The organism is Shewanella sp. KJ2020, from assembly GCF_024197625.1.
Classification (GTDB): Bacteria; Pseudomonadota; Gammaproteobacteria; order Enterobacterales; family Shewanellaceae; genus Shewanella.
Genome location: NZ_JAKUKD010000014.1, coordinates 1 through 19,211 on the forward strand (window position 1 = coordinate 1; position 19,211 = coordinate 19,211).

Sequence of the window (19,211 nt, forward strand, 5' to 3'; positions counted from 1 at the left end):
GCCCTGCTCACTGAGACGTTAGGGTTGTTCCTTGAAAATGGCAGTTATGATTTGCACATGCGTCAACTCAAGCGACTTTATCACTCTCAAATCGAGACCGTCAGAGCATGCATCGCTGAACACTTTCCCATAGGTACTCGTATCAGTCAGCCTCAATGCGGATTTATTCTATGGATAGAACTTCCCAATGCCTTTGACAGTTTATCCTTCTTCCATCAGGCATTAGACGAAAAATTACTGTGTATGCCCGGACCATTATGCTCTGGTAACAAACAACTGAATCACTGTTTACGTCTTGCGGTCTGTTTTGAGCTTGATGAAAAACGTCTTAATGGAATCGCCAAACTTGGACAACTCATTTGTCGATCATTAGCGCCGTATATTTAGGTACTAACAGATTTATACATTACTAAAATTTGGGCTTCTTAAGACCACTAGTTTCAACAGCCTGGCCCCCACTGACTCATAATGGGGCAATACCTTTTTAGCTGAACGAACAGCGAAAGGGTTAGTGAGGATTGGCATTGTTGCACCAGTGACCGTTGGCGACATGGATGTCGCCGTCGAGCCTATATGGATATATTCACGGCGTGTCACTGGGGAAGCAATGACAATTAATGCGTAATGCGCGTAGCTCAACTGTCCTGCTTTGGGGCATTTTCGATTTAGAAATGGCAGCGTACCGGTGTTATCGCCGCCATTTTAGTATGATACTTTAATACACAGGAAGAGACTTTATTGCTCTCCCACAGCGTATCCTATTGGACACCCTTAAAACACTAAGGCTTGTTCAAGATCGTCAATCAAATCTTGAGGATCTTCGACGCCAATGCTCAATCTAATCAGGTTGTCATTCACCCCTGAAGCTAGCCGGCTTGCAGCATCCATAGCGGCATGGGTGGTACTTGCAGGGTGACAGGCAAGGCTTTCTAAGTCACCTAAACTGACCGCTTGCGTAAATAAATTTAAGCGATCTAAAAACTGTGCGGCTTGATTAAAGCCCCCTTCAAGCTCAATACTCACCATACCGCCAAAGGCGTTGATTGTTTCACTCAGAACTTGATGACCTTGATCCTCTGCTAGCCCTGGGTAATAGACTTTTGCAACGCTCGGATGAATTGAAAGAAAAGTGGCGACCTTAGCCGCACCCGCAAGATGTGCATCCATTCTGAGTGCTAAGGTACGTAAACCGCGCTGTAATAAATAGGCTTCCTGTGGCCCAATCGCGGCGCCGATATGTTTAAGTGCTATAGTACGAATAGGTTGCATTAATGCCTTTGGTCCAGCGACAACTCCCGCGATCAAATCGCCATGGCCACTTAAATACTTAGTGGCACTGTGCATCACGATATCAATGCCATGTTCCAGCGGTTTGAATAAATAAGGGGTTAAAAACGTATTATCACAAATGGTTATAGCTCCCACTTTTTCGGCAGCAAGCTTAACCTTACGGTAGTCACTGACTTTTAAAGTAGGATTGGTAATGGGCTCAAATAAAATAATTTTTGTTTCGGCGGTAATCTCTGCCAATAAATAATCATCGTTTTGATAACGGCGCACGGTAATACCCGCGCGAGTTAATGTTTGGATTAAAAATGCCGCAGTGCCACCATATACGGGGTCGATAAATGCGATTTCATCACCTTGACTGGCTAAGGCATAGAAAATACTGCTTATTGCCGCCATTCCACTCGCAACAACGAGTGCGTCATCTGCCCCTTCTAGTTGTGCTAATTGATATTCAAGCGCCTGCACTGTCGGATTCGCCATGCGACTGTAGATAAAGCCCGGTTGCTCACCTGCAAAACGGGCCCGACCATCCTCAGCACTACCGTAGGCGAAGGTGCTACTTTGATAGATAGGAGTTGTAAGAGCGCCCGTCGAGTTATCAGCGGCATGATGGGAGTGAAGTAATTTAGTTTTAAATTGCATAATAGATCCTAATAACCATTAAATAGCATGAGCGAATGAGGCGTAATGCGCTTGAGCAACGTCGGGATGAGAGCGTAAACGCCCTTTTAATACGTTCTGACCCACTTGGTGGAAGAGCGGATTTAATGGATCGCTTGCTGGTCCTTGAGCTTGGTTCGCCAGATGTTTTGGCAAAGGCAACAAAGGGACTGTCGCATTCAACTGCGCTGCCATAAAAAAAGCGCACGAGTAGCGCTCGATCCCTGCAGGCGGGCTAGTCACCCTATGGTTTGTTGCCTTTAAATATCCATTTGAAGCCAACTCAAGTAATTCACCTATATTCACCACAAAGGCGTCTTCTAATGGCGGTATGCTTAACCAACCGTTGTCAGTCTGAACCTCTAAACCGGATTGCTTATCTTGCAGCACTAAGGTCAAATAGCCAGGATCTTTGTGTGCACCTACCCCTTGGCCTGAAGTCTGTCCATCCGCGCTGGGATAGCGAATAAGCTTCATATGTTGATAAGGACCCGCTTCAATCGTGGCATCAAAGGCGCTTTCAGGTTGCTCTAGCGCAACAGCAAAAGCTTTCAAAAGAGTGACACTGATATCCGCTAAATCCTGTTGCCATGCCAATAAAGTCGATTTCATCTGTGGTAATTGTGACGGCCATTGATTAGGTCCCTGTAGCTGCCACCATATAGGCACATCTGACTGCTGAGGGTTAGCCACTTCTTCTTGCATGATATCAAACTGTTCCCGCAAATCCGGTTTCCCTAAGGTTAATTCACCTTGCAAACGGGTATAACCACGAAAATGCGGTGTATTAGCCATTTTCACCGCAAGTTTATCTTCGACGGGCAGCGCAAAGAAATCAGCCGCTAACTGAAGTACTTGCTGCTGTCTAGCAAGCTCAATACCGTGACCTGTGAGATAGAAAAAACCTATTCTTCTGGCGGCATCGGCAAGCTTAGTAATAAAAGCATTACGACGTTGTCCGCCGGCATGCCAATCACTTAAATTCAATATCGGTAATTGTTCCATCAATGACTCCCATTTACGCATTGTCTGAGCCGGATTCTATGTCTTTATGAGTCGATGGATAACGAATTAATAACTATTTAATATATTAAATGGCAATAATAGACTATTTGGATATATAGACATCTAGGTGTCTATACTTCTACTGCTTTGCATCTTGGTAAAAAAGTACAGCTAAATGCACGATGAATTGATATTTCTATACGAATCGCTACTAGTCAAAAGGACCATTCTTGCAAAGAAGAGGGATGGCTTGTTCAGCGGTTTTGATACGAACTTTAAATATTTGCCTTACAAATATTTATCCGAAACCAATGAATTAGAGTAAAAAATCTAACGAGCTTTTGTCCAAAAAACGAGTCACATATCTACTTTAAAACAAACAGGCTACACCGATGTTAAGCAGGTGGAAGCGATACGACCGTCCGCTCCATGGGCAGCATTCAGGGAGGGGCTTGCTGCGTGTCGGAGAGTGAACACCATGGCAAGCCTGAGTTAGTGGATATCAGCGAAGAATATGCGTGGTCAGTGTAAACTAATCTGGTTGCCATAACTTTGCTAATGCTATTACTCATTTTAAGTACATTAAATCTTAACGTCTTTTTTTCAAGAAGTGAGTTTGAAACCGATCAAACGTTATTTTGCTATTACCCTTACGGGCAAACTTTATTGTCTCATTTTGCTCTTACGGGCAAACACTATTGTCACTACACAAGTCTGTTTGGGAACAATAAAGTTTGAAGAAATATTTAGAAAAATTAAATGAACTAGAAATCGCTTGTCATAACAATTTTAAGCATGACTCAGATGAACATTGGGTTGATGAAGAATACGTCCGTATAAGAGTTGATGCTCTCAAGTTGTTAAGTAGCGCAAGCAAAGAGTTAGAAGTGAATGAACTTACTAGTTTTAGATTGAAAATAGTACAGTTCTTTTGTGCCAATATGGGATGTCATTTAGATATTAAAGTGCTTGAATCTGAAGATGCAAATGTACTGTCGCAAAATGAGATCGAATTTATATTGGGAAATTCTCAGTTAGCGCGGTGGAATACGTAAATTTAAGTTTGTTTTCTGCACATAACAAATAAGGATAGGCCGCGCATAGCCGCGACCTTATCCCAAGTGTTGAACAAGCCCGATGCTGGTTGTTGACACTTTATTATGCAAATAGCGGATTGAGAATTTGTGCTGGCGAAGGTCTTATTTTCAAAGAAACTTTTGTGCAGATATGACCCGCCCTTAGCGAACGAGCTAATATTTTTATCGCTTGTTCATCAAACCGTTATCTAGTCCTCATTCAGAGTGATTGACCCGTTATTCTTATACTTCTCGCTTTAAGCGGTGATGTTAGCGCCTGTCGGTCGATGACGCATATGAACGCTCATAAAATGCATAGCTTGATGGCAACAAGGGCAATAGCGCACGGCTAAGGCACGTTTGACCTCTGGTAATGCGGGGAAAGTGGCTCCTGCGACAGCCAACATCAGTTGGATTTGTTGCCGTAGCTTTTTGGCATTGCCTTGCAGTAAGCCATAGTCTCGTACTCGCCGTAATCCTTTGGGTAACACATGTTGTAATATCAACCACAGAAATTCGACCGCGGGCAAGCTGCGTACTTGTTGGCAGCGGCTCTGACTGTCTTGATAGCTAAAACTCACCTGATTATCGACATGACGACAAATACTGCTGTCGGGTAAAACGCCCCGATAAAGGTAGCGCGATAGATATTGCAGTGCAGGTTCGCCTTTACCTACGAACTGACAATCGACCACCCATTTCGACTGGGATTGATGTGGTAGGGTGAGTTGAAGCGTGTCACTCAGATAAGCCAGTAAACGTGCTCGCCACACCTTGGCAAGATTAAAGGCGTTAAATAAGTAATGGGTTTGACACTTACGCCATTGCCGCTTGCCTGAGTGGTAGCTCCCTGCTGGGATAATGAAGTGCAGATGTGGATGGTAGTCTCTGCGTCGACTGTGAGTATGCAGTACGCCGGTGAAGCCGATGTCACCACTGAGCTTAGGGGAGCGTGCGGCAAAGTCTTTGAGTACACTCGCTGCCACGGTAAACATGGCGTGATAGAACGGCTCGGGTTGCGATTTCGCTATGGCTCTTAATTCAAACGGCAAGGTAAAGGTCACCATAAAATAATTCACCGGTAATAACTTAGCTTGTTGTTTACTCAGCCAGTCACATGTGGTGCCGTGTTGACACTGTGGGCAACTGCGATGACCGCAAGAGAGCGGAAACTCAAGCTGTTGCTCGCAGGTTTGACAACCCCAGCAGCTAACCCTCGCCGTGTTGCAACGACAGCTGAGCATGGCATGGATAGCAGCATGTATTTCTGGGGTGATTTGATGGGCATAACGCCGCCGAAAATCCGCCAGATGTTGGCGTAAAATATTGATAAACTGGCTCATAACCCACACTCCCACCTCAAGGCCAAGTCGTTGGTCAGTTGGTTAATTGCCTCACAGGTATTTTTACGGGTGATATCAGTGAGCCGCGTGTAACGGGCGGTGGTATTCAGGCTGTGATGGCCAAGCAGTGTTTGCACTGAGCGCAAATCGAGTCCTTGCTCCAGTAAATGGGTGGCATAACTGTGGCGTAGACTGTGCGGACTGATGGCTTTATGAATGTTGCACTCGGAAATGACTTGCTTCATGGCTTTTTGGAGCCCGCCTCTGTCCATGAGTGAATCAGGTTGATTATCTTTACCCGGAAATAGCCAACGAGGATGACGGTGGGTGCGCCAATAATAGCGTAAGGCTAACAAGGTGCGTTGAGGTAAAGGCACCAGTCTATCCTTGCCACCTTTAGCATCACGGATATGCACCTGCATGAGTCCTGCATCAATATCCCCGACCTGCAATGAAATCGCTTCACCAAGGCGCAATCCCATGCTGTACAGGGTTAAGAAACAAACCTGATAACGCAGTTGACGCGTGAGGCTGATAACTATCGCGACTTCGCAGGGCGTCAGGATATCGGGCAGGTGTTTCACCTGTGGAGGCTTAACAATATTAAGCCACTGCCAAGATTTATTGAGGACGTGAAAGTAGAAAAACTGCAAGCCGTTGCGGTCGAGTTTGACGGTGCTCCATGAATGTGAGGCAATTAAGTCGGCAAAATAGCGCTTTAAATCATCGGAGGTCAGGGTATCGGGGCAGCAGTCAAAATATGCCGCAATACGGCGTATAGCTCGGCTATAGGCATCAATGGTTGCAGGCCGCTTGCCTTGCAAGGTTAAGTTGGTAAGATGTTGTTCATAAAGTAAATCAAAGCGTTGTTGTTCGTGAATGTCCATGATGATACTCCTAGGTTTGCGACCGAAGCAGGTCGCGTCTAGCAAGTATTTAGGATGAGGGGCAAAAGGATGGTTTTATCTTGTTCCTGCCGCAAAGCGGCTTCGTTCAACAACTGGTTCAAGTAGTTCGCTTCGCTCACTCGGGACCGGCTAAAGCCGGCCCCTTAACCAAACGTTATGTTCATGAGGGTATATGGAAAATATTCTAGTTGCACTACTTAGCTCAATTAGTAGCGTTGGCTTAATAGCACTTCTAACTTATCTATGCCGTAATTGGCTGTTAGAAAGACTTAAAGCTTCCGTTAAGCATGAATATGATTTAAAACTTGAGAGTTACAAATCGCAAATCACAAGACGTGAGAAAGCATACGAAGAAATAATTGTGGCCCTATACGACATGATTAAATACTTCAGAGTGCATAAAGAAGATTATGGGCAAGGCACGGGTTTGTCTGAAGATAGAGAACGGGAATTACTTCAAGAGTATATAAGAGCCTCTTCATCATTAAATAAAGCTACTGACATTGGTGCGTTTTATATATCCACAACTGCAGTTACCCTTCTTCAAAAATTAAGAAACCGAGAGCAACTTGATTATTATAATGAGCCTAAATTCGAGTTTTATGAACAAGAGTATGAAGAGCACAAAGAAGCATTAAAGGAGCTTCTTGAAGAGGCAAGGTATGACCTTAAAAGAACATAACAAAACGCTCATACGGACCCAAAATGCTGTCACCTTTTTTGCAAAAAAACGCAAAAAAACTGCCATCACTTTTGGCCCCATAGCTTGGCGTTATCTCCATAGAAACTTTAATCCGAAACTCAATAATTAGAGTTGGGAATCTAACATGCTTTTGTCCCTTTGCTTTTTAGCTGAACAAATTGCGCGCAATAAAAAACCAGCACTTGGCTGGTTTTTTATTAGGAGCTAGTTCTAAGCAAATGTTATTGCACACGCTCTACATGCGCGCCCAATCCTTGGAATTTCTGCTCAATATGCTCGTAACCGCGATCTAAGTGATAGATACGATCGACGATAGTCTTGCCATCGGCCACAAGGCCCGCAATCACTAGACTTGCCGACGCGCGTAAATCGGTGGCCATCACCTGCGCACCGCTTAAAGACTCAATCCCTTGGATAATACAGGTATTGCCTTCAAGCTCCATGGTAGCACCCATACGGATAAGTTCTGGCACATGCATAAAGCGATTTTCGAAGATGGTTTCGGTAATGGTCGCCGTACCTTGTGCTAACGCATTGAGCACGCAGAACTGCGCCTGCATATCGGTTGGAAAACCGGGATAAGGCGCCGTCTTGATATTCACCGCCTTTGGACGCTTGCCTTCCATATCCAGCTCAATCCAATCTTCACCTGTAGTAATCTTAGCGCCCGCATCTTCAAGTTTTGCGATAACGGATTCTAATGAAGCTGGATCGGCTTTTAGGCAGCGAATACGACCACGAGTGACCGCAGCAGCAACCAGGAATGAACCAGTTTCGATACGATCGGGCATCACGCGATACTCACAGCCGTGCAAACGCTCAACCCCTTGAATACGTAAGGTTGCACTGCCTACACCAGTGATTTTTGCGCCCATGGCAATCAAGCAATTAGCGAGATCGATCACTTCAGGTTCGCGGGCCGCGTTTTCAATCACGGTTTCGCCATCGGCCAATGCCGCCGCCATTAGTAAGTTTTCGGTCGCGCCAACACTCACCATGTCCATGAAAATATGGGCGCCCTTTAAGCGACCATCGACACGGGCCTTGATATAACCTTCTTTCACTTCAATCTTGGCGCCCATCATTTCGAGGCCATGTAAGTGTAGGTTCACTGGGCGCGCGCCAATGGCGCAGCCGCCCGGTAATGAAACGTCAGCGGTACCATAACGAGCCAATAACGGCCCTAAGATCAAGATAGAAGCGCGCATGGTTTTCACTAGATCGTAGGGAGCGCAAAACTCATTCAGATTAGTGGTCGAAATGCGGATCTGTCCGTCACCAAGCTCGGTCACTTCGGCGCCCAAGCAGCGTAATAATTTACAGCTAGTGCTCACATCGCGCAGATTCGGCACATTGGAAACTACGAAGTCGGTTTCGGCCAATACGCCCGCCATCAAAATAGGCAGGGCCGCATTTTTGGCGCCAGAAATGATCACATCACCGGCAAGCGGAGGGCTTGCCTGAATTGTTAGTTTATCCACTTTTCCTCACTAGCTAGGCATGTTGAAAACTTTTTCGCGTTTCCATTGAGTCGGCGTGAAAGTTTTGATCGTTAATGCATGTAATTCACCGCTGGCAATGTGTGCCGTTAGCGGTGCATAAATGGCTTGTTGCTGTTTGACTCGGCTCATGCCATCGAAACATTCGCCCACGGCGATCACTTTATAATGGCTGCCATCGGAGCTAGCGTGAACTTCATCAAGCGCTAACGCATCACGTAAAATCTGTTCTATTAAGCTGCATTCCATAAATCTATTACCTTGTTTTCAAAGTGCTTCTTCGGTAAAAAAGCACTGTAAATCGTATAAATCAATTAGTTTTTTAAGCTGCTCCGAGGCGGAGTCAAGTGCCAGGGGCGAGTGATGGGCACGCACTAAGGCCAGCAAAAAAGCCACTCCAGCGCTATCACTATATTCAAGCTCTGACAAAGACAACACTTGCGTCTGTTTTTCAAGCAAACTTTGCCTCTGCGGCCACAGCGCTATCACTTGCGCCTGTGATAGGCGTCCTTTGAGATGACACACTCTGCCCTGCTGCACAAATTCAACCACGGCGATTACTTCCCTGATTTAGATTGTTTAACCACTTTTTCTTTAGTGCGCTCTTCAAGCATCTTAATCACGGGATCAATTCCCTGTTGGCGAATAAGGTTAGAGATTTCAGATTGCTTAGATGACAGCAAACTCACCCCTTCAGCCACTAAATCAAACGCTTTCCATGAGTCATCCTTCAAACGACGCACTTTAAACAATAACTTTATCGGTGGACGACCCGCTTCGATGATCTGCACGTTGACGTCGACAATTTTCTCGTTGCTAAAATCGACACCGGGTGAGAATTCCACTTTCTGATTAGTGTATTCGGTAAATGCCTGTGCGTAGGTAGTGATTAAATATCCTTCGAAGGCGGTGACGAATCGATTGCGTTGATCTTCGGTAGACTCCTTCAAATACTGACCTAATACTTTGTAAGAGGCATATTTATAGTCGACGTATGGCATTAATTCTTCGCGCACAATCACCTTTAGATGATCCGCGTCGGCATCGATTAGAGCCTTATCTTGATGGAAACGATCGAAGGTTTTATTCGCTGCGGCTTTCACCATGGCATAAGGATCCATAGTGTTAATCGTGGCATCGACCGCCATAGTATTGGTCGCGGTAAAAACCATCACTAACGGCAGTAAAAAGCGAGATAAGCTTTTAAACATAGTGGTAACCCCTATTTATCCTTTGAACCCATACTATATAAAAACTGACCAATCAGGTCTTCTAATACTAAGGCTGAGCGAGTATCGTCAATCTTATCGCCATCCTTAAGCATGCCCACATCGTCATCCATAAACCCAGGGGTTAACCCGAGGAATTGCTCTCCAAGTAAACCCGAAGTCAAAATAGCTAAACTACTGGTTTCTGGGAATTTATCGTAACGTTTGTCCATCACAATCGTCACTACAGCCACCAGTTTGACAGGATCAAGGTCAATATTACTCACCCGTCCAACCACAACCCCGCCCACTTTGACCGGAGAGCGCACTTTAAGGCCGCCAATATTAGTGAAATTGGCCGTTAAGGTGTAGCTACTATCACTGGTTTTCACCTCAATATTGGCGACGTTAAACACCAATACCAAGAAGGCGGCTAAACCTGTTAAGAGAAACATACCCACTAATAATTCAATTTTTCGTGTCAACATGCTCAGTTACCACTCTATTAATCCATTTAACCTGTGTCGAAATCCGCAGTGTTCCGTTAGCGGCCAAACATCAGGGCTGTCAGTAAAAAATCCAATGCCAAAACCGCAAGGCTTGATTGCACTACGGTCGATGTCGTTGCCCGGCTAATTCCTTCAGGATTAGGGATCACTTGATAACCACGATAAAGGGCAATCCAAGTGACCACTACGGCAAAAACACCACTCTTGATCAAGCAGTTAACTATATCTTTTTGCCATTCTACCGATGCCTGTAAAATCGACCAGAAGGCACCGTTATCTATCCCTTTCCATTCCACACCCACTAAATGGCCGCCATAGATACCTACAGCGGTAAACATCAAGGCTAACAGCGGCATACTGATCACCCCTGCCCAAAAGCGTGGCGCAATAATCTGTCTTAATGGGTCGATAGCCATCATTTCTAAACTTGAGAGCTGCTCGGTACTCTTCATTAAACCGATTTCTGCGGTTAATGCCGAACCCGCCCGTCCGGCAAATAACAATGCCGTGACCACGGGCCCAAGTTCACGCAACAAACTCAAAGCCACCATAGGCCCTAAGCTTTCCTCCGTCCCAAAACCGACTAAGATGTTGTAGCCTTGCAGCGCCAGCACCATGCCGATAAAGAGGCCCGAGACCACTATAATGACCATAGATTGCACGCCGACCACATAGATCTGACGCACCAATAATGGAAACCCTTTTCTCACCCTAGGCGAGCGGAAAATGGCTCCCCAAAGCATCATGCCTGCACGGCCAAAACCGAGCACTAGCTCAATCGCACCGCGACCTAAGTCGGCAATACTGTCTAATAACTTCACTTGCCAACTCCTTTTGCCATCAATTCTTGCTGATAATCCTTCGCCGGATAATGGAAAGGCACTGGGCCGTCGGGGGCGCCTTGAATAAACTGTTTGAGCTGCGGGTTATCCGCATATTTCAGCTGCTCAGGTGTCCCATGAGCGATAACCTTCTTATCTGCAACGACATAGACATAATCGGCAATCCCTAGCACTTCGTCCACATCGTGGGAAACCACTATCGAGGTGAGGTTTAGCGCATCGGATAATTCACGGATAAGCTTTACTAACACACCCATAGATATAGGATCTTGCCCTGCGAAAGGTTCATCATACATGACCATTTCCGGCTCAAGGGCGATAGCTCTAGCCAATGCTGCACGGCGCTGCATGCCGCCAGATAATTCACTAGGCATCATTTGCGCCGCCCCACGCAGCCCGACCGCCTCGAGTTTCATCAGCACAATAGTGCGAATAATTTCTTCGGGTAGGCCAGAGTGTTCACGCAGAGCGAAGGCCACGTTATCGAAGACATTGATATCGGTAAATAAAGCGCCACTTTGGAACAACATGCTCATGCGCTTACGTAATTCGAATAACTCGTTACGGCTCACGCCATGCACATCGTGACCATCAAACAATACTTGCCCATGGTCGGGGGTGAGCTGGCCACCGATTAACTTTAATAATGTGGTTTTACCAATACCGCTCGGCCCCATGATGGCGGTCACTTTGCCCCTAGGAATAGACAGGCTAATATCTTCATATATGACACGTTGGCCACGGCTAAACCCCAAATGACGGATCTCAACCAACGGCGTTTGTTCTTGAGTCATGCTTGATTCCGATATTTGAAAAGAGGTGATCTGCGCCTTCCCGATGCAGACCAATCGAAGAGCCGCAAATTGTACGTAATTGCGCTTTAACCTACAACCGAATCGACACTATCGTCCTACGATACTTTCAATTTGCCTCATTTCCAGCGAAAATGCGCGCTAAGTTTCCGATCCCTCGGGGTAAAATGTTACTTAATGTTTTCCAGTGGGTTAGAAAATTGGTCATCGCCGTTTAATTCATCGCTAAATAGCACTTTATCCTGACCGGCGGCAAGGGATGCAAAACCTAACCCTAGCGGTCATATTCGAAGAGGCCACGGCAAGGCGACATGCCCTAAACATGATTTCATAGGCATAAAGGGTAAAGACGATGATACTGCTCAAGACATTGAGGCACTAAACAGGCTATTCTGAGCCATCAATGGGGCGACAAAGACAATGCAAGAAGAGAGATAGACATGGTAGACCAATCACAACTACGCCAGTGGGGCTGCAACGTTATCGACATTGAAAAGTCGGCCCTAGACAATCTATATCAGTACGTAGATTCCGCCGAATTTGCACAGGCGTGCGAACTGATCCTCAACTGTACTGGCAAAGTTATTGTTATGGGCATGGGCAAATCCGGCCATATTGGCAATAAAATTTCCGCCACCCTCGCCAGCACGGGGACGCCAGCCTTTTTTGTACATCCAGGGGAAGCCAGCCACGGCGATTTAGGCGTATTGTCCGACAACGATATTATTTTAGCGATTTCCAATTCAGGCGAATCGAGTGAAATCCTCACCTTAATGCCAGTGATCCAGCGCAAGGCCATCCCCGTCATCGCCATGACAGGTAAACCTGATTCCAATATGGCGCGCTTAGCTAAAATTCATTTATGTATTGAAGTGCCGGAAGAAGCCTGCCCACTCGGGCTTGCCCCAACATCGAGTACCACTGCAACCTTAGTGATGGGTGATGCTATCGCTATAGCCCTGCTTCAGGCCAAAGGCTTTACCCGGGAAGATTTTGCCATGTCCCATCCGGGTGGCGCGCTGGGGCGCAAATTGTTGTTAAAAGTCAGCGATGTGATGCACCGTGGTGACGACTTACCACTGGTTAATCACGATATTTGCATCACCGAAGCCCTATATGAAATCTCCAAAAAAGGCCTAGGAATGACGGCGATTATCGATGAACAACAGAAGTTGGTCGGGATTTTCACCGACGGTGATTTACGCCGAGTGATTGATGCACAAGTCAATCTGCGCACCACACCGATTGCCGATGTCATGACCCGAAACTGTGTCACAATTACCGACAACGTACTCGCGGCACAAGCACTGCAAGTGATGGATTCGAAAAATATCAACGGCCTGATAGTGATAGACAAAGACCACCATCCAATCGGTGCACTCAACATGCTCGACATGGTTAAAGCGGGAGTGATTTAATGCCACAACAAGGATTTTACGGCCCCATCAGCGATGATGTTTGGCAAAGGGCACAAAAGATTAAACTGCTCATCTGTGATGTCGATGGCGTGTTTTCCGATGGACGCATTTATTTAAGTAACTCGGGGGAAGAACTCAAAGCCTTTCATACCCGTGATGGTTACGGCGTGCGCTCACTGTTGACCAGCGGTTTCAACATAGCCGTGATCACGGGGCGTCAATCTAAAATTGTTGAAAACCGTATGACAGCGCTGGGCGTTACTCATATTTATCAAGGAGTTGATAATAAACTAGCCCCCTATGAAGAACTGTTATCACTCTATAATATCTCACCTGAAGAAGTTGCCTATATAGGTGATGATATTGTCGATTTGCCAGTGATGAATCTGGTGGGCCTAGCCGTCAGCGTCGCCGATGGTCATCCCTACGTACGTCAACACGCCCATTTTGTCACCAACCTCAATGGCGGTCACGGCGCACTCAGGGAATTAACCGACTTGCTGTTACTTAGCCAGAATAAGTTCACCACGGCACACGGGATGAGTATATGAGTCGTGTGACCCTCGCCATCATCGCCTTTTTTGGCACCGCACTTATCCTCTATTGGCAAGTGCAACAAAAGCGTGGGGGTGATACGGATGGCAGTTTGAGCAACACTGATAGACCCGATTACATTATCGAAGACCTACACAGTGTTGAATTTAACGATCAGGGCCAAGTGAATAGCCGTGTCACGGCGAAGCACATGGAGCACTATGAGCTAAAAAACCAAACCTTCTTCACGCAACCCGTATACCTTGTCTACCCCGACCAAGGTAAAGCACAATGGCAGGTCAGGGCAGATCAAGGCCGGCTCAATAAAAATACTGGCAAGGTTGTATTAGAAAATAATGTTATTATCGATGCCATTAACTCGCAGGAGCCGATACAGACCCTGTCCACCAGTTTTCTGGAACTCGATCTCAATACTATGATAATGACCTCGGACCGTATCATTTATGTCACAGGGAAAGATTTTCACATTCAAGGGCAAGGCCTTTATGCCGACCTAAACGCGCAGGAAGTGCAATTGACCAGTCAGGTAGTAGGAACCTATGAAGCAAAATAACGTATTACTTGCCAGCCTAATGCTAATAATCAGCATGGGCGCCTTCGCAAAAGTGGATGATCTAAAGCAGGAAGTGAAAATCAAGGCTGTGAGCCAAACCGCGGATATTAAAAACAACCAAATCATCTTCTTTGGCCCGGTAGAGGTCACCCAAGGCTCGATTAAAATCAATGCACAACAGCTGCGCGCATTTTCGGCAGAGGGTGAAAACAGTAAAATTTTGGTGGCTACGGGTAATCCTGCAACTTATACCCAAATTTTAGACGATGGTCGCCCCGCCTCCGCCAGCGCGAAAGAAATTCGCTACGAAATGGCGACTCGCACCCTAACGCTGACGGGTTCTGCTTCCCTAGATCAAGCGGGTAGCCAAGTGACGGGAAATCTCATCCGTTACAACATCACCCAGCAAAAACTGATCGCCGAAAGCACGGGCAGCGGCAATGATCGAGTGATCACTATCATCCAGCCCGAAAGCTATCAAGATGATGCCAAGCCAGAAACCCCGGCGGATAAACCTGTGAAGAAACAGCAGGATTCTAAATGACCCAGATCACCCTAAGAGCACAAAATCTGGCGAAGAGCTATAAGAGCCGCCAAGTCGTTAAGGATGTCAGCCTAACGGTCAAAACGGGTCAGGTCGTTGGCCTACTCGGCCCGAATGGTGCCGGCAAAACAACCACTTTCTACATGGTTGTCGGGCTAGTTAAAAGCGATAAGGGCCATATCTTTATCGACGATGACGATTTAACCGCCGACCCAATGCACCTGCGTGCCCGTAAAGGGATTGGTTACCTGCCACAGGAAGCCAGCATCTTTCGTAAACTCACAGTGCACGACAATATCATGGCGGTACTGCAAACCCGTAAAGAGCTAAAAGCTGAGCAGCGCGAGGAAGAATTGGAACACTTGCTCGAAGAGTTCCATATCACCCATATTCGCGATAGCCAGGGCATGTCCTTATCGGGCGGCGAACGTCGCCGCGTCGAAATTGCCCGCGCATTAGCCGCCAACCCTAAGTTTATTTTGCTCGATGAACCCTTTGCCGGCGTAGACCCTATTTCAGTTATCGATATTAAAAAAATTATCGAGCAACTTAAGAGCCGTGGGCTGGGTGTCTTGATCACCGACCACAATGTGCGCGAAACATTAGATGTATGTGAACATGCCTATATCGTGAGTCACGGAAACCTGATCGCCGAAGGCACACCCGCAGAGATCTTAGACAATCAGCAAGTTAGGGCTGTGTACTTAGGTGAACAATTCAGGCTATAGTTACTGAAATGGAGCCAATGACCATTAAATTTAACATCATCCGGCTCCCTTCATAATGATAACAAGCGACCTCATTCTAAAATAATAACCTAGGGATCAGCGGTAACATGAAAGCGTCACTCCAGCTCAAACTGGGTCAACAGTTAACTATGACGCCACAATTACAGCAGGCCATTCGTCTGTTGCAACTGTCGTCATTAGAACTGCAGCAAGAGATCCAGCAAGCCTTAGACTCTAATCCCCTTCTCGAGCTGGAAGAGGAACAATTTGACGCACCTAGCGAACGCAACCAGACCCTAGCCGATACCGATTTCAGCGAGTCCAGCACTCTGCCGCCCGAACAGGATAGCTCCACGGTCGACACGGCGGAATCTTTGACTAAAGAATCTATGCCGGACGAACTCCCCATGGATACCACTTGGGATGAAGTCTTTACCGCTTCACCGAACTCGGGTCCAGGTGGCAGTCGTGAAGACGATATGCCCTTCCAAGGTGAAACCAGCGAAGGCCTATACGAACATTTAGAATGGCAAAAGAACCTCACGCCCTTTTCTGAAACCGATTTAGCGATCGCCACCGCCATTATTGATGCCATCGACGATCAAGGTTATCTCACCCAAAGCACCGAAGATATTCTCGAAGCCATGGGCAATCCAGAAATTGAACTAGATGAAGTAGAGGCCGTGCTTAAACGCATTCAACACTTCGACCCCGTTGGCGTGGCCGCGAGGGATTTAAGCGAATGTCTGCTTATCCAGCTATCCCATTTTTCGCCCGATACACCGCATCTCGAAAATGCCCGCATGTTGATCAGAGATCATTTAGATCTGATCGCCGCCCGTGATTTTAGACTGTTAATGCGTAAGACAAGACTCAAAGAAGATGAATTAAGGGACGGCATTGCCCTGATCCAGACGCTCAACCCTCGTCCGGGTTTATTGATCACCCCAGTGGATGAAGAATATGTCATCCCCGATGTGTCAGTATCAAAGAAAAATGGCCGTTGGGTGGTGGAGCTAAACCCAGACTGCATGCCAAAAATCAATGTCAATCAGCAATATGCAGCTATGGCACGCAGCACTAAGAGCCAAGCCGATAGCCAGTTTATCCGCGGCCATCTGCAAGAGGCTAAATGGTTTATCAAGAGCTTAGAGAGCCGTAACGAGACCCTGCTCAAGGTGGCGAACTGTATCGTCCAATATCAGCAAGGTTTCTTCGAATACGGTGAAGAAGCGATGAAGCCAATGGTACTCAATGATATTGCCGAAGCCGTTGAAATGCATGAGTCCACCATTTCTCGGGTGACCACCCAAAAATACATGCATACCCCTAAGGGACTTTTTGAACTAAAATACTTCTTCTCAAGCCATGTCGGGACTGACGATGGCGGCGAGTGCTCATCCACCGCAATCAGGGCCTTCATCAAGAAACTGGTTGCCGCGGAAAACCAGAAAAAACCATTAAGCGACAGCAAGATGGCACAACTTCTGGCAGAACAGGGGATAAACGTAGCCCGCAGAACCATTGCGAAGTATCGAGAAGCTATGCTTATTCCCCCTTCTAATCAGCGTAAAAGTTTATAGCCTACAGTGGATATCGGAGGACGTTTCTATGCAAATAAACCTAAGTGGACACCATATAGAGATTACTGAATCGTTACGGGCATATGTAGAGGAAAAGTTTTCAAAACTTGAACGTCATTTCGAACAGATCAATAATGTGCACGTTGTGCTCAATGTTGAGAAAATGCAACAAATTGCCGAAGCGAGAATTAACCTCACCGGTGGTGAAGTTTTTGCAACTTCAGAGCATGCAGACATGTATGCTGCCATAGACGTCCTGATAGACAAACTTGACCGTCAGGTTATTAAACACAAAGAGAAGTTAACAAAACACTAACCATGGAACTTTGTACCATACTGCGGCCGGAGTGCACTACCTGCGCCACTCCGGGCAGTAAGAAAAAGGTACTGGAACTCATCAGTGACTTAGCCGCTGCCCAGTACCCTACCCTCTCATCTCAAGAGATATTCGAAAGCCTTGTGGCGCGCGAAAAGATGGGGAGCACAGGTATAGGTAACGGTATCGCCATTCCACATGGTCGATTAACCGATATAACACAACCCATTGCGATACTCGTAAAATGTGAGGAGCCGATAGCCTTCGATGCTATCGATAAGCAACCTGTCGATATTTTATTTGCATTGCTCGTACCTGCGGATCAATGTCAGCAGCATTTAAGCACTTTGTCCTGTATGGCCGAAAAGCTCAGCGACAAACAAGTATTGAAACAATTGCGCAAGACGCATGATGAAACGGAACTCTATCAGGTAATCACTGGATGAAACTGGTCATAGTGTCAGGGCGCTCGGGCTCAGGCAAATCTGTCGCACTAAGAGTGCTTGAAGATCTCGGCTACTATTGTGTTGATAATCTCCCCTTGCCTTTGATTGGCAGCCTGCTTGAACAGCTCAAGGGCAGTAACGATCTCGTCGCCATCAGTGTCGACGTGCGTAACCTGCCTGAGCAAGATAAAGTGCTGGTTAAACAGCTTGCCAATCTTCCCGAGGGCACGGAGCTAACCAGCTTCTTCCTCAATTCTAGCGATAAGATACTGCTTAAACGCTATAGCGAGACCCGCCGCTTACATCCTTTATCTAAGAGCCGTGTTTCACTGCAAGAAGCCATTAAGCTTGAAGGCAAACTGCTCGAACCCCTATCGCAGCAAATGGATCACTACATAGATACATCGAACTTGAATATCTATGAGTTAAGCGATCAGGTCAGGCAGATTTTGCTCGGCAGTGTCGATAAGGAATTAGTGATCAACTTCGAGTCCTTTGGTTTTAAGCACGGCATGCCCACCGAAGCCGACTTTATGTTCGATGTGCGCTTTCTGCCAAATCCCCATTGGGAACCGGAACTGCGCCCCCTCACTGGCTTAGATGAACCCGTCGCCGAGTTTTTAAATCGCCAGCCACTGGTCAATAAATTCATCTGGCAAATCGAGAACTTACTCGAAACTTGGTTACCCCACTTAGAGCGTAATAACCGTAGCTATCTGACCATAGCGATCGGCTGTACGGGTGGACAACACAGGTCGGTTTATGTCGCCGAGCAGCTCGCCAAACGTTTTAGCAATGGCAAACATAAAGTGAATGCGCGTCATCGAGAGTTGAGCCATGCCAAAGCTTGAGCGCCAAGTCACCATTTGCAATAAACTCGGTTTACACGCCCGCGCCGCCACTAAATTGGTGGTGCTGGCATCGGAGTTTGATGCGACTATCACGTTAATCCAAGGTGATAAACAGGCCTCAGCCGCCAGTGTACTGGGTTTATTGATGCTCGAAACCGGTAAGGGCAAAACCATTAAGCTGATTGCCGAAGGCCCAGATGCCGCGCCCGCCCTCGATGCCATTTGTGCGCTCATTGACGCTAAGTTTGACGAAGCTTGCTAACCCTAGAATTTAGGGGTTACTAGTAATATCTTAGCTTACATTTCATTTTTTATTTCAATGAGTTGAAATCAATTCTCACCAACTTCATTTGTCACTCGAC

Annotated in this window: 23 protein-coding genes and 1 pseudogene; 13 read left to right on the forward strand and 11 right to left on the reverse strand. The window is 46.6% G+C overall.

Translation table 11 applies throughout. The features are described 5' to 3' along the window. Window positions 1-387, forward strand: a pseudogene (locus MJO46_RS08660) (hypothetical protein); the annotation flags it as partial. 384 nt (window positions 388-771) lie between these two features. Here the strand turns inward: MJO46_RS08660 and MJO46_RS08665 are convergent. Both MJO46_RS08665 and MJO46_RS08670 read right to left on the reverse strand, forming a co-directional pair. Then, a complete protein-coding gene (locus MJO46_RS08665) occupies window positions 772-1,932 on the reverse strand; it encodes a PLP-dependent aspartate aminotransferase family protein (RefSeq protein WP_253988971.1) in 1,161 nt (386 codons plus the stop codon). Between the two features lie 18 nt (window positions 1,933-1,950). After that, a complete protein-coding gene (locus MJO46_RS08670) occupies window positions 1,951-2,955 on the reverse strand; it encodes an isopenicillin N synthase family oxygenase (protein WP_253988972.1) in 1,005 nt (334 codons plus the stop codon). Between the two features lie 734 nt (window positions 2,956-3,689). Here MJO46_RS08670 and MJO46_RS08675 point away from each other — a divergent pair. Continuing rightward, window positions 3,690-4,010: a hypothetical protein gene (locus MJO46_RS08675; protein WP_089066613.1), complete on the forward strand. Its 321-nt coding sequence runs from the start codon at window positions 3,690-3,692 to the stop codon at window positions 4,008-4,010. A 278-nt stretch (window positions 4,011-4,288) separates the two neighbouring features. On the opposite strand, the gene MJO46_RS08680 is transcribed toward MJO46_RS08675, so the two are convergent. Then, complete coding sequence (locus tag MJO46_RS08680; RefSeq protein ID WP_253987747.1) at window positions 4,289-5,374, reverse strand: IS91 family transposase; 1,086 nt, start codon at window positions 5,372-5,374, stop codon at window positions 4,289-4,291. After that, window positions 5,371-6,261 (reverse strand): site-specific integrase, encoded by an 891-nt coding sequence (locus MJO46_RS08685; RefSeq protein ID WP_253987748.1) that lies wholly within the window; start codon window positions 6,259-6,261, stop codon window positions 5,371-5,373. Before MJO46_RS08685 ends, MJO46_RS08680 begins: the two co-directional genes overlap by 4 nt. A gap of 193 nt (window positions 6,262-6,454) precedes the next feature. On the opposite strand from MJO46_RS08685, the gene MJO46_RS08690 reads away from it, so the two are divergent. Then, entirely contained in the window at window positions 6,455-6,964 is a 510-nt protein-coding gene (locus MJO46_RS08690; RefSeq protein WP_253988973.1) for a hypothetical protein, read from the forward strand. 242 nt (window positions 6,965-7,206) lie between these two features. On the opposite strand, the gene murA is transcribed toward MJO46_RS08690, so the two are convergent. Genes murA through mlaF form a run of 7 tightly spaced genes read right to left on the reverse strand, consistent with a single transcriptional unit; the run spans window position 7,207 to window position 11,837 of the window. Further along, window positions 7,207-8,466: a UDP-N-acetylglucosamine 1-carboxyvinyltransferase gene (gene murA / locus MJO46_RS08695; RefSeq protein WP_253988974.1), complete on the reverse strand. Its 1,260-nt coding sequence runs from the start codon at window positions 8,464-8,466 to the stop codon at window positions 7,207-7,209. A gap of 9 nt (window positions 8,467-8,475) precedes the next feature. Beyond that, on the reverse strand, window positions 8,476-8,733 hold the full coding sequence (locus MJO46_RS08700; protein WP_007650477.1) for a BolA family protein: 258 nt from the start codon (window positions 8,731-8,733) through the stop codon (window positions 8,476-8,478). Between the two features lie 18 nt (window positions 8,734-8,751). Continuing rightward, window positions 8,752-9,036, reverse strand: coding sequence for a lipid asymmetry maintenance protein MlaB (locus MJO46_RS08705; RefSeq protein WP_198781128.1), 285 nt, complete (start codon window positions 9,034-9,036; stop codon window positions 8,752-8,754). Window positions 9,037-9,041: 5 nt separating this feature from the next. Continuing rightward, window positions 9,042-9,695 carry a phospholipid-binding protein MlaC gene (locus MJO46_RS08710; protein ID WP_253988975.1) on the reverse strand — a complete coding sequence of 218 codons (654 nt, stop codon included), beginning with the start codon at window positions 9,693-9,695 and terminating at the stop codon, window positions 9,042-9,044. An 11-nt stretch (window positions 9,696-9,706) separates the two neighbouring features. After that, a complete protein-coding gene (gene mlaD, locus MJO46_RS08715; RefSeq protein ID WP_253988976.1) occupies window positions 9,707-10,180 on the reverse strand; it encodes an outer membrane lipid asymmetry maintenance protein MlaD in 474 nt (157 codons plus the stop codon). A 56-nt stretch (window positions 10,181-10,236) separates the two neighbouring features. After that, a complete protein-coding gene (gene mlaE / locus MJO46_RS08720; protein WP_253988977.1) occupies window positions 10,237-11,022 on the reverse strand; it encodes a lipid asymmetry maintenance ABC transporter permease subunit MlaE in 786 nt (261 codons plus the stop codon). After that, window positions 11,019-11,837 carry a phospholipid ABC transporter ATP-binding protein MlaF gene (mlaF, locus tag MJO46_RS08725; protein ID WP_253988978.1) on the reverse strand — a complete coding sequence of 273 codons (819 nt, stop codon included), beginning with the start codon at window positions 11,835-11,837 and terminating at the stop codon, window positions 11,019-11,021. The genes mlaE and mlaF overlap by 4 nt, the downstream gene beginning before the upstream one ends. A 458-nt stretch (window positions 11,838-12,295) precedes the next feature. On the opposite strand from mlaF, the gene MJO46_RS08730 reads away from it, so the two are divergent. From MJO46_RS08730 to MJO46_RS08775, 10 genes are all read left to right on the forward strand, one after another. Beyond that, complete coding sequence (locus tag MJO46_RS08730) at window positions 12,296-13,273, forward strand: KpsF/GutQ family sugar-phosphate isomerase (RefSeq protein WP_198781133.1); 978 nt, start codon at window positions 12,296-12,298, stop codon at window positions 13,271-13,273. Further along, on the forward strand, window positions 13,273-13,824 hold the full coding sequence (kdsC, locus tag MJO46_RS08735) for a 3-deoxy-manno-octulosonate-8-phosphatase KdsC (protein ID WP_253988979.1): 552 nt from the start codon (window positions 13,273-13,275) through the stop codon (window positions 13,822-13,824). Before MJO46_RS08730 ends, kdsC begins: the two co-directional genes overlap by 1 nt. Then, window positions 13,821-14,381: an LPS export ABC transporter periplasmic protein LptC gene (gene lptC, locus MJO46_RS08740; protein WP_198781135.1), complete on the forward strand. Its 561-nt coding sequence runs from the start codon at window positions 13,821-13,823 to the stop codon at window positions 14,379-14,381. Before kdsC ends, lptC begins: the two co-directional genes overlap by 4 nt. Further along, on the forward strand, window positions 14,368-14,925 hold the full coding sequence (gene lptA, locus MJO46_RS08745; protein ID WP_253988980.1) for a lipopolysaccharide transport periplasmic protein LptA: 558 nt from the start codon (window positions 14,368-14,370) through the stop codon (window positions 14,923-14,925). Before lptC ends, lptA begins: the two co-directional genes overlap by 14 nt. Further along, window positions 14,922-15,653, forward strand: a complete 732-nt coding sequence (lptB, locus tag MJO46_RS08750; RefSeq protein WP_198781137.1) for an LPS export ABC transporter ATP-binding protein — start codon at window positions 14,922-14,924, stop codon at window positions 15,651-15,653. Before lptA ends, lptB begins: the two co-directional genes overlap by 4 nt. 107 nt (window positions 15,654-15,760) lie before the next feature. Continuing rightward, on the forward strand, window positions 15,761-17,236 hold the full coding sequence (locus tag MJO46_RS08755) for an RNA polymerase factor sigma-54 (protein WP_253988981.1): 1,476 nt from the start codon (window positions 15,761-15,763) through the stop codon (window positions 17,234-17,236). Between the two features lie 28 nt (window positions 17,237-17,264). Continuing rightward, entirely contained in the window at window positions 17,265-17,552 is a 288-nt protein-coding gene (gene hpf / locus MJO46_RS08760) for a ribosome hibernation promoting factor (protein ID WP_007650503.1), read from the forward strand. Between the two features lie 2 nt (window positions 17,553-17,554). Continuing rightward, complete coding sequence (gene ptsN / locus MJO46_RS08765; protein ID WP_198781139.1) at window positions 17,555-17,998, forward strand: PTS IIA-like nitrogen regulatory protein PtsN; 444 nt, start codon at window positions 17,555-17,557, stop codon at window positions 17,996-17,998. Continuing rightward, on the forward strand, window positions 17,995-18,849 hold the full coding sequence (gene rapZ / locus MJO46_RS08770) for an RNase adapter RapZ (RefSeq protein WP_253988982.1): 855 nt from the start codon (window positions 17,995-17,997) through the stop codon (window positions 18,847-18,849). The genes ptsN and rapZ overlap by 4 nt, the downstream gene beginning before the upstream one ends. Continuing rightward, entirely contained in the window at window positions 18,836-19,111 is a 276-nt protein-coding gene (locus tag MJO46_RS08775; protein ID WP_253988983.1) for an HPr family phosphocarrier protein, read from the forward strand. The genes rapZ and MJO46_RS08775 overlap by 14 nt, the downstream gene beginning before the upstream one ends. The last annotated feature ends 100 nt before the right edge of the window (window positions 19,112-19,211 follow it).

Bases quoted from the DNA above. Each gene is read 5' to 3' on its own strand.
- hpf (WP_007650503.1), top strand. From the start codon at position 17,265: ATGCAAATAAACCTAAGTGGACACCATATAGAGATTACTGAATCGTTA.
- MJO46_RS08775 (WP_253988983.1), top strand. From the start codon at position 18,836: ATGCCAAAGCTTGAGCGCCAAGTCACCATTTGCAATAAACTCGGTTTA.
- mlaD (WP_253988976.1), bottom strand. From the start codon at position 10,180: ATGTTGACACGAAAAATTGAATTATTAGTGGGTATGTTTCTCTTAACA.
- lptC (WP_198781135.1), top strand. From the start codon at position 13,821: ATGAGTCGTGTGACCCTCGCCATCATCGCCTTTTTTGGCACCGCACTT.
- mlaF (WP_253988978.1), bottom strand. From the start codon at position 11,837: ATGACTCAAGAACAAACGCCGTTGGTTGAGATCCGTCATTTGGGGTTT.
- MJO46_RS08685 (WP_253987748.1), bottom strand. From the start codon at position 6,261: ATGGACATTCACGAACAACAACGCTTTGATTTACTTTATGAACAACAT.
- lptB (WP_198781137.1), top strand. From the start codon at position 14,922: ATGACCCAGATCACCCTAAGAGCACAAAATCTGGCGAAGAGCTATAAG.
- MJO46_RS08665 (WP_253988971.1), bottom strand. From the start codon at position 1,932: ATGCAATTTAAAACTAAATTACTTCACTCCCATCATGCCGCTGATAAC.
- MJO46_RS08670 (WP_253988972.1), bottom strand. From the start codon at position 2,955: ATGGAACAATTACCGATATTGAATTTAAGTGATTGGCATGCCGGCGGA.
- MJO46_RS08755 (WP_253988981.1), top strand. From the start codon at position 15,761: ATGAAAGCGTCACTCCAGCTCAAACTGGGTCAACAGTTAACTATGACG.
- MJO46_RS08690 (WP_253988973.1), top strand. From the start codon at position 6,455: ATGGAAAATATTCTAGTTGCACTACTTAGCTCAATTAGTAGCGTTGGC.
- MJO46_RS08680 (WP_253987747.1), bottom strand. From the start codon at position 5,374: ATGAGCCAGTTTATCAATATTTTACGCCAACATCTGGCGGATTTTCGG.
- lptA (WP_253988980.1), top strand. From the start codon at position 14,368: ATGAAGCAAAATAACGTATTACTTGCCAGCCTAATGCTAATAATCAGC.
- MJO46_RS08710 (WP_253988975.1), bottom strand. From the start codon at position 9,695: ATGTTTAAAAGCTTATCTCGCTTTTTACTGCCGTTAGTGATGGTTTTT.
- MJO46_RS08730 (WP_198781133.1), top strand. From the start codon at position 12,296: ATGGTAGACCAATCACAACTACGCCAGTGGGGCTGCAACGTTATCGAC.
- ptsN (WP_198781139.1), top strand. From the start codon at position 17,555: ATGGAACTTTGTACCATACTGCGGCCGGAGTGCACTACCTGCGCCACT.
- rapZ (WP_253988982.1), top strand. From the start codon at position 17,995: ATGAAACTGGTCATAGTGTCAGGGCGCTCGGGCTCAGGCAAATCTGTC.
- MJO46_RS08700 (WP_007650477.1), bottom strand. From the start codon at position 8,733: ATGGAATGCAGCTTAATAGAACAGATTTTACGTGATGCGTTAGCGCTT.
- kdsC (WP_253988979.1), top strand. From the start codon at position 13,273: ATGCCACAACAAGGATTTTACGGCCCCATCAGCGATGATGTTTGGCAA.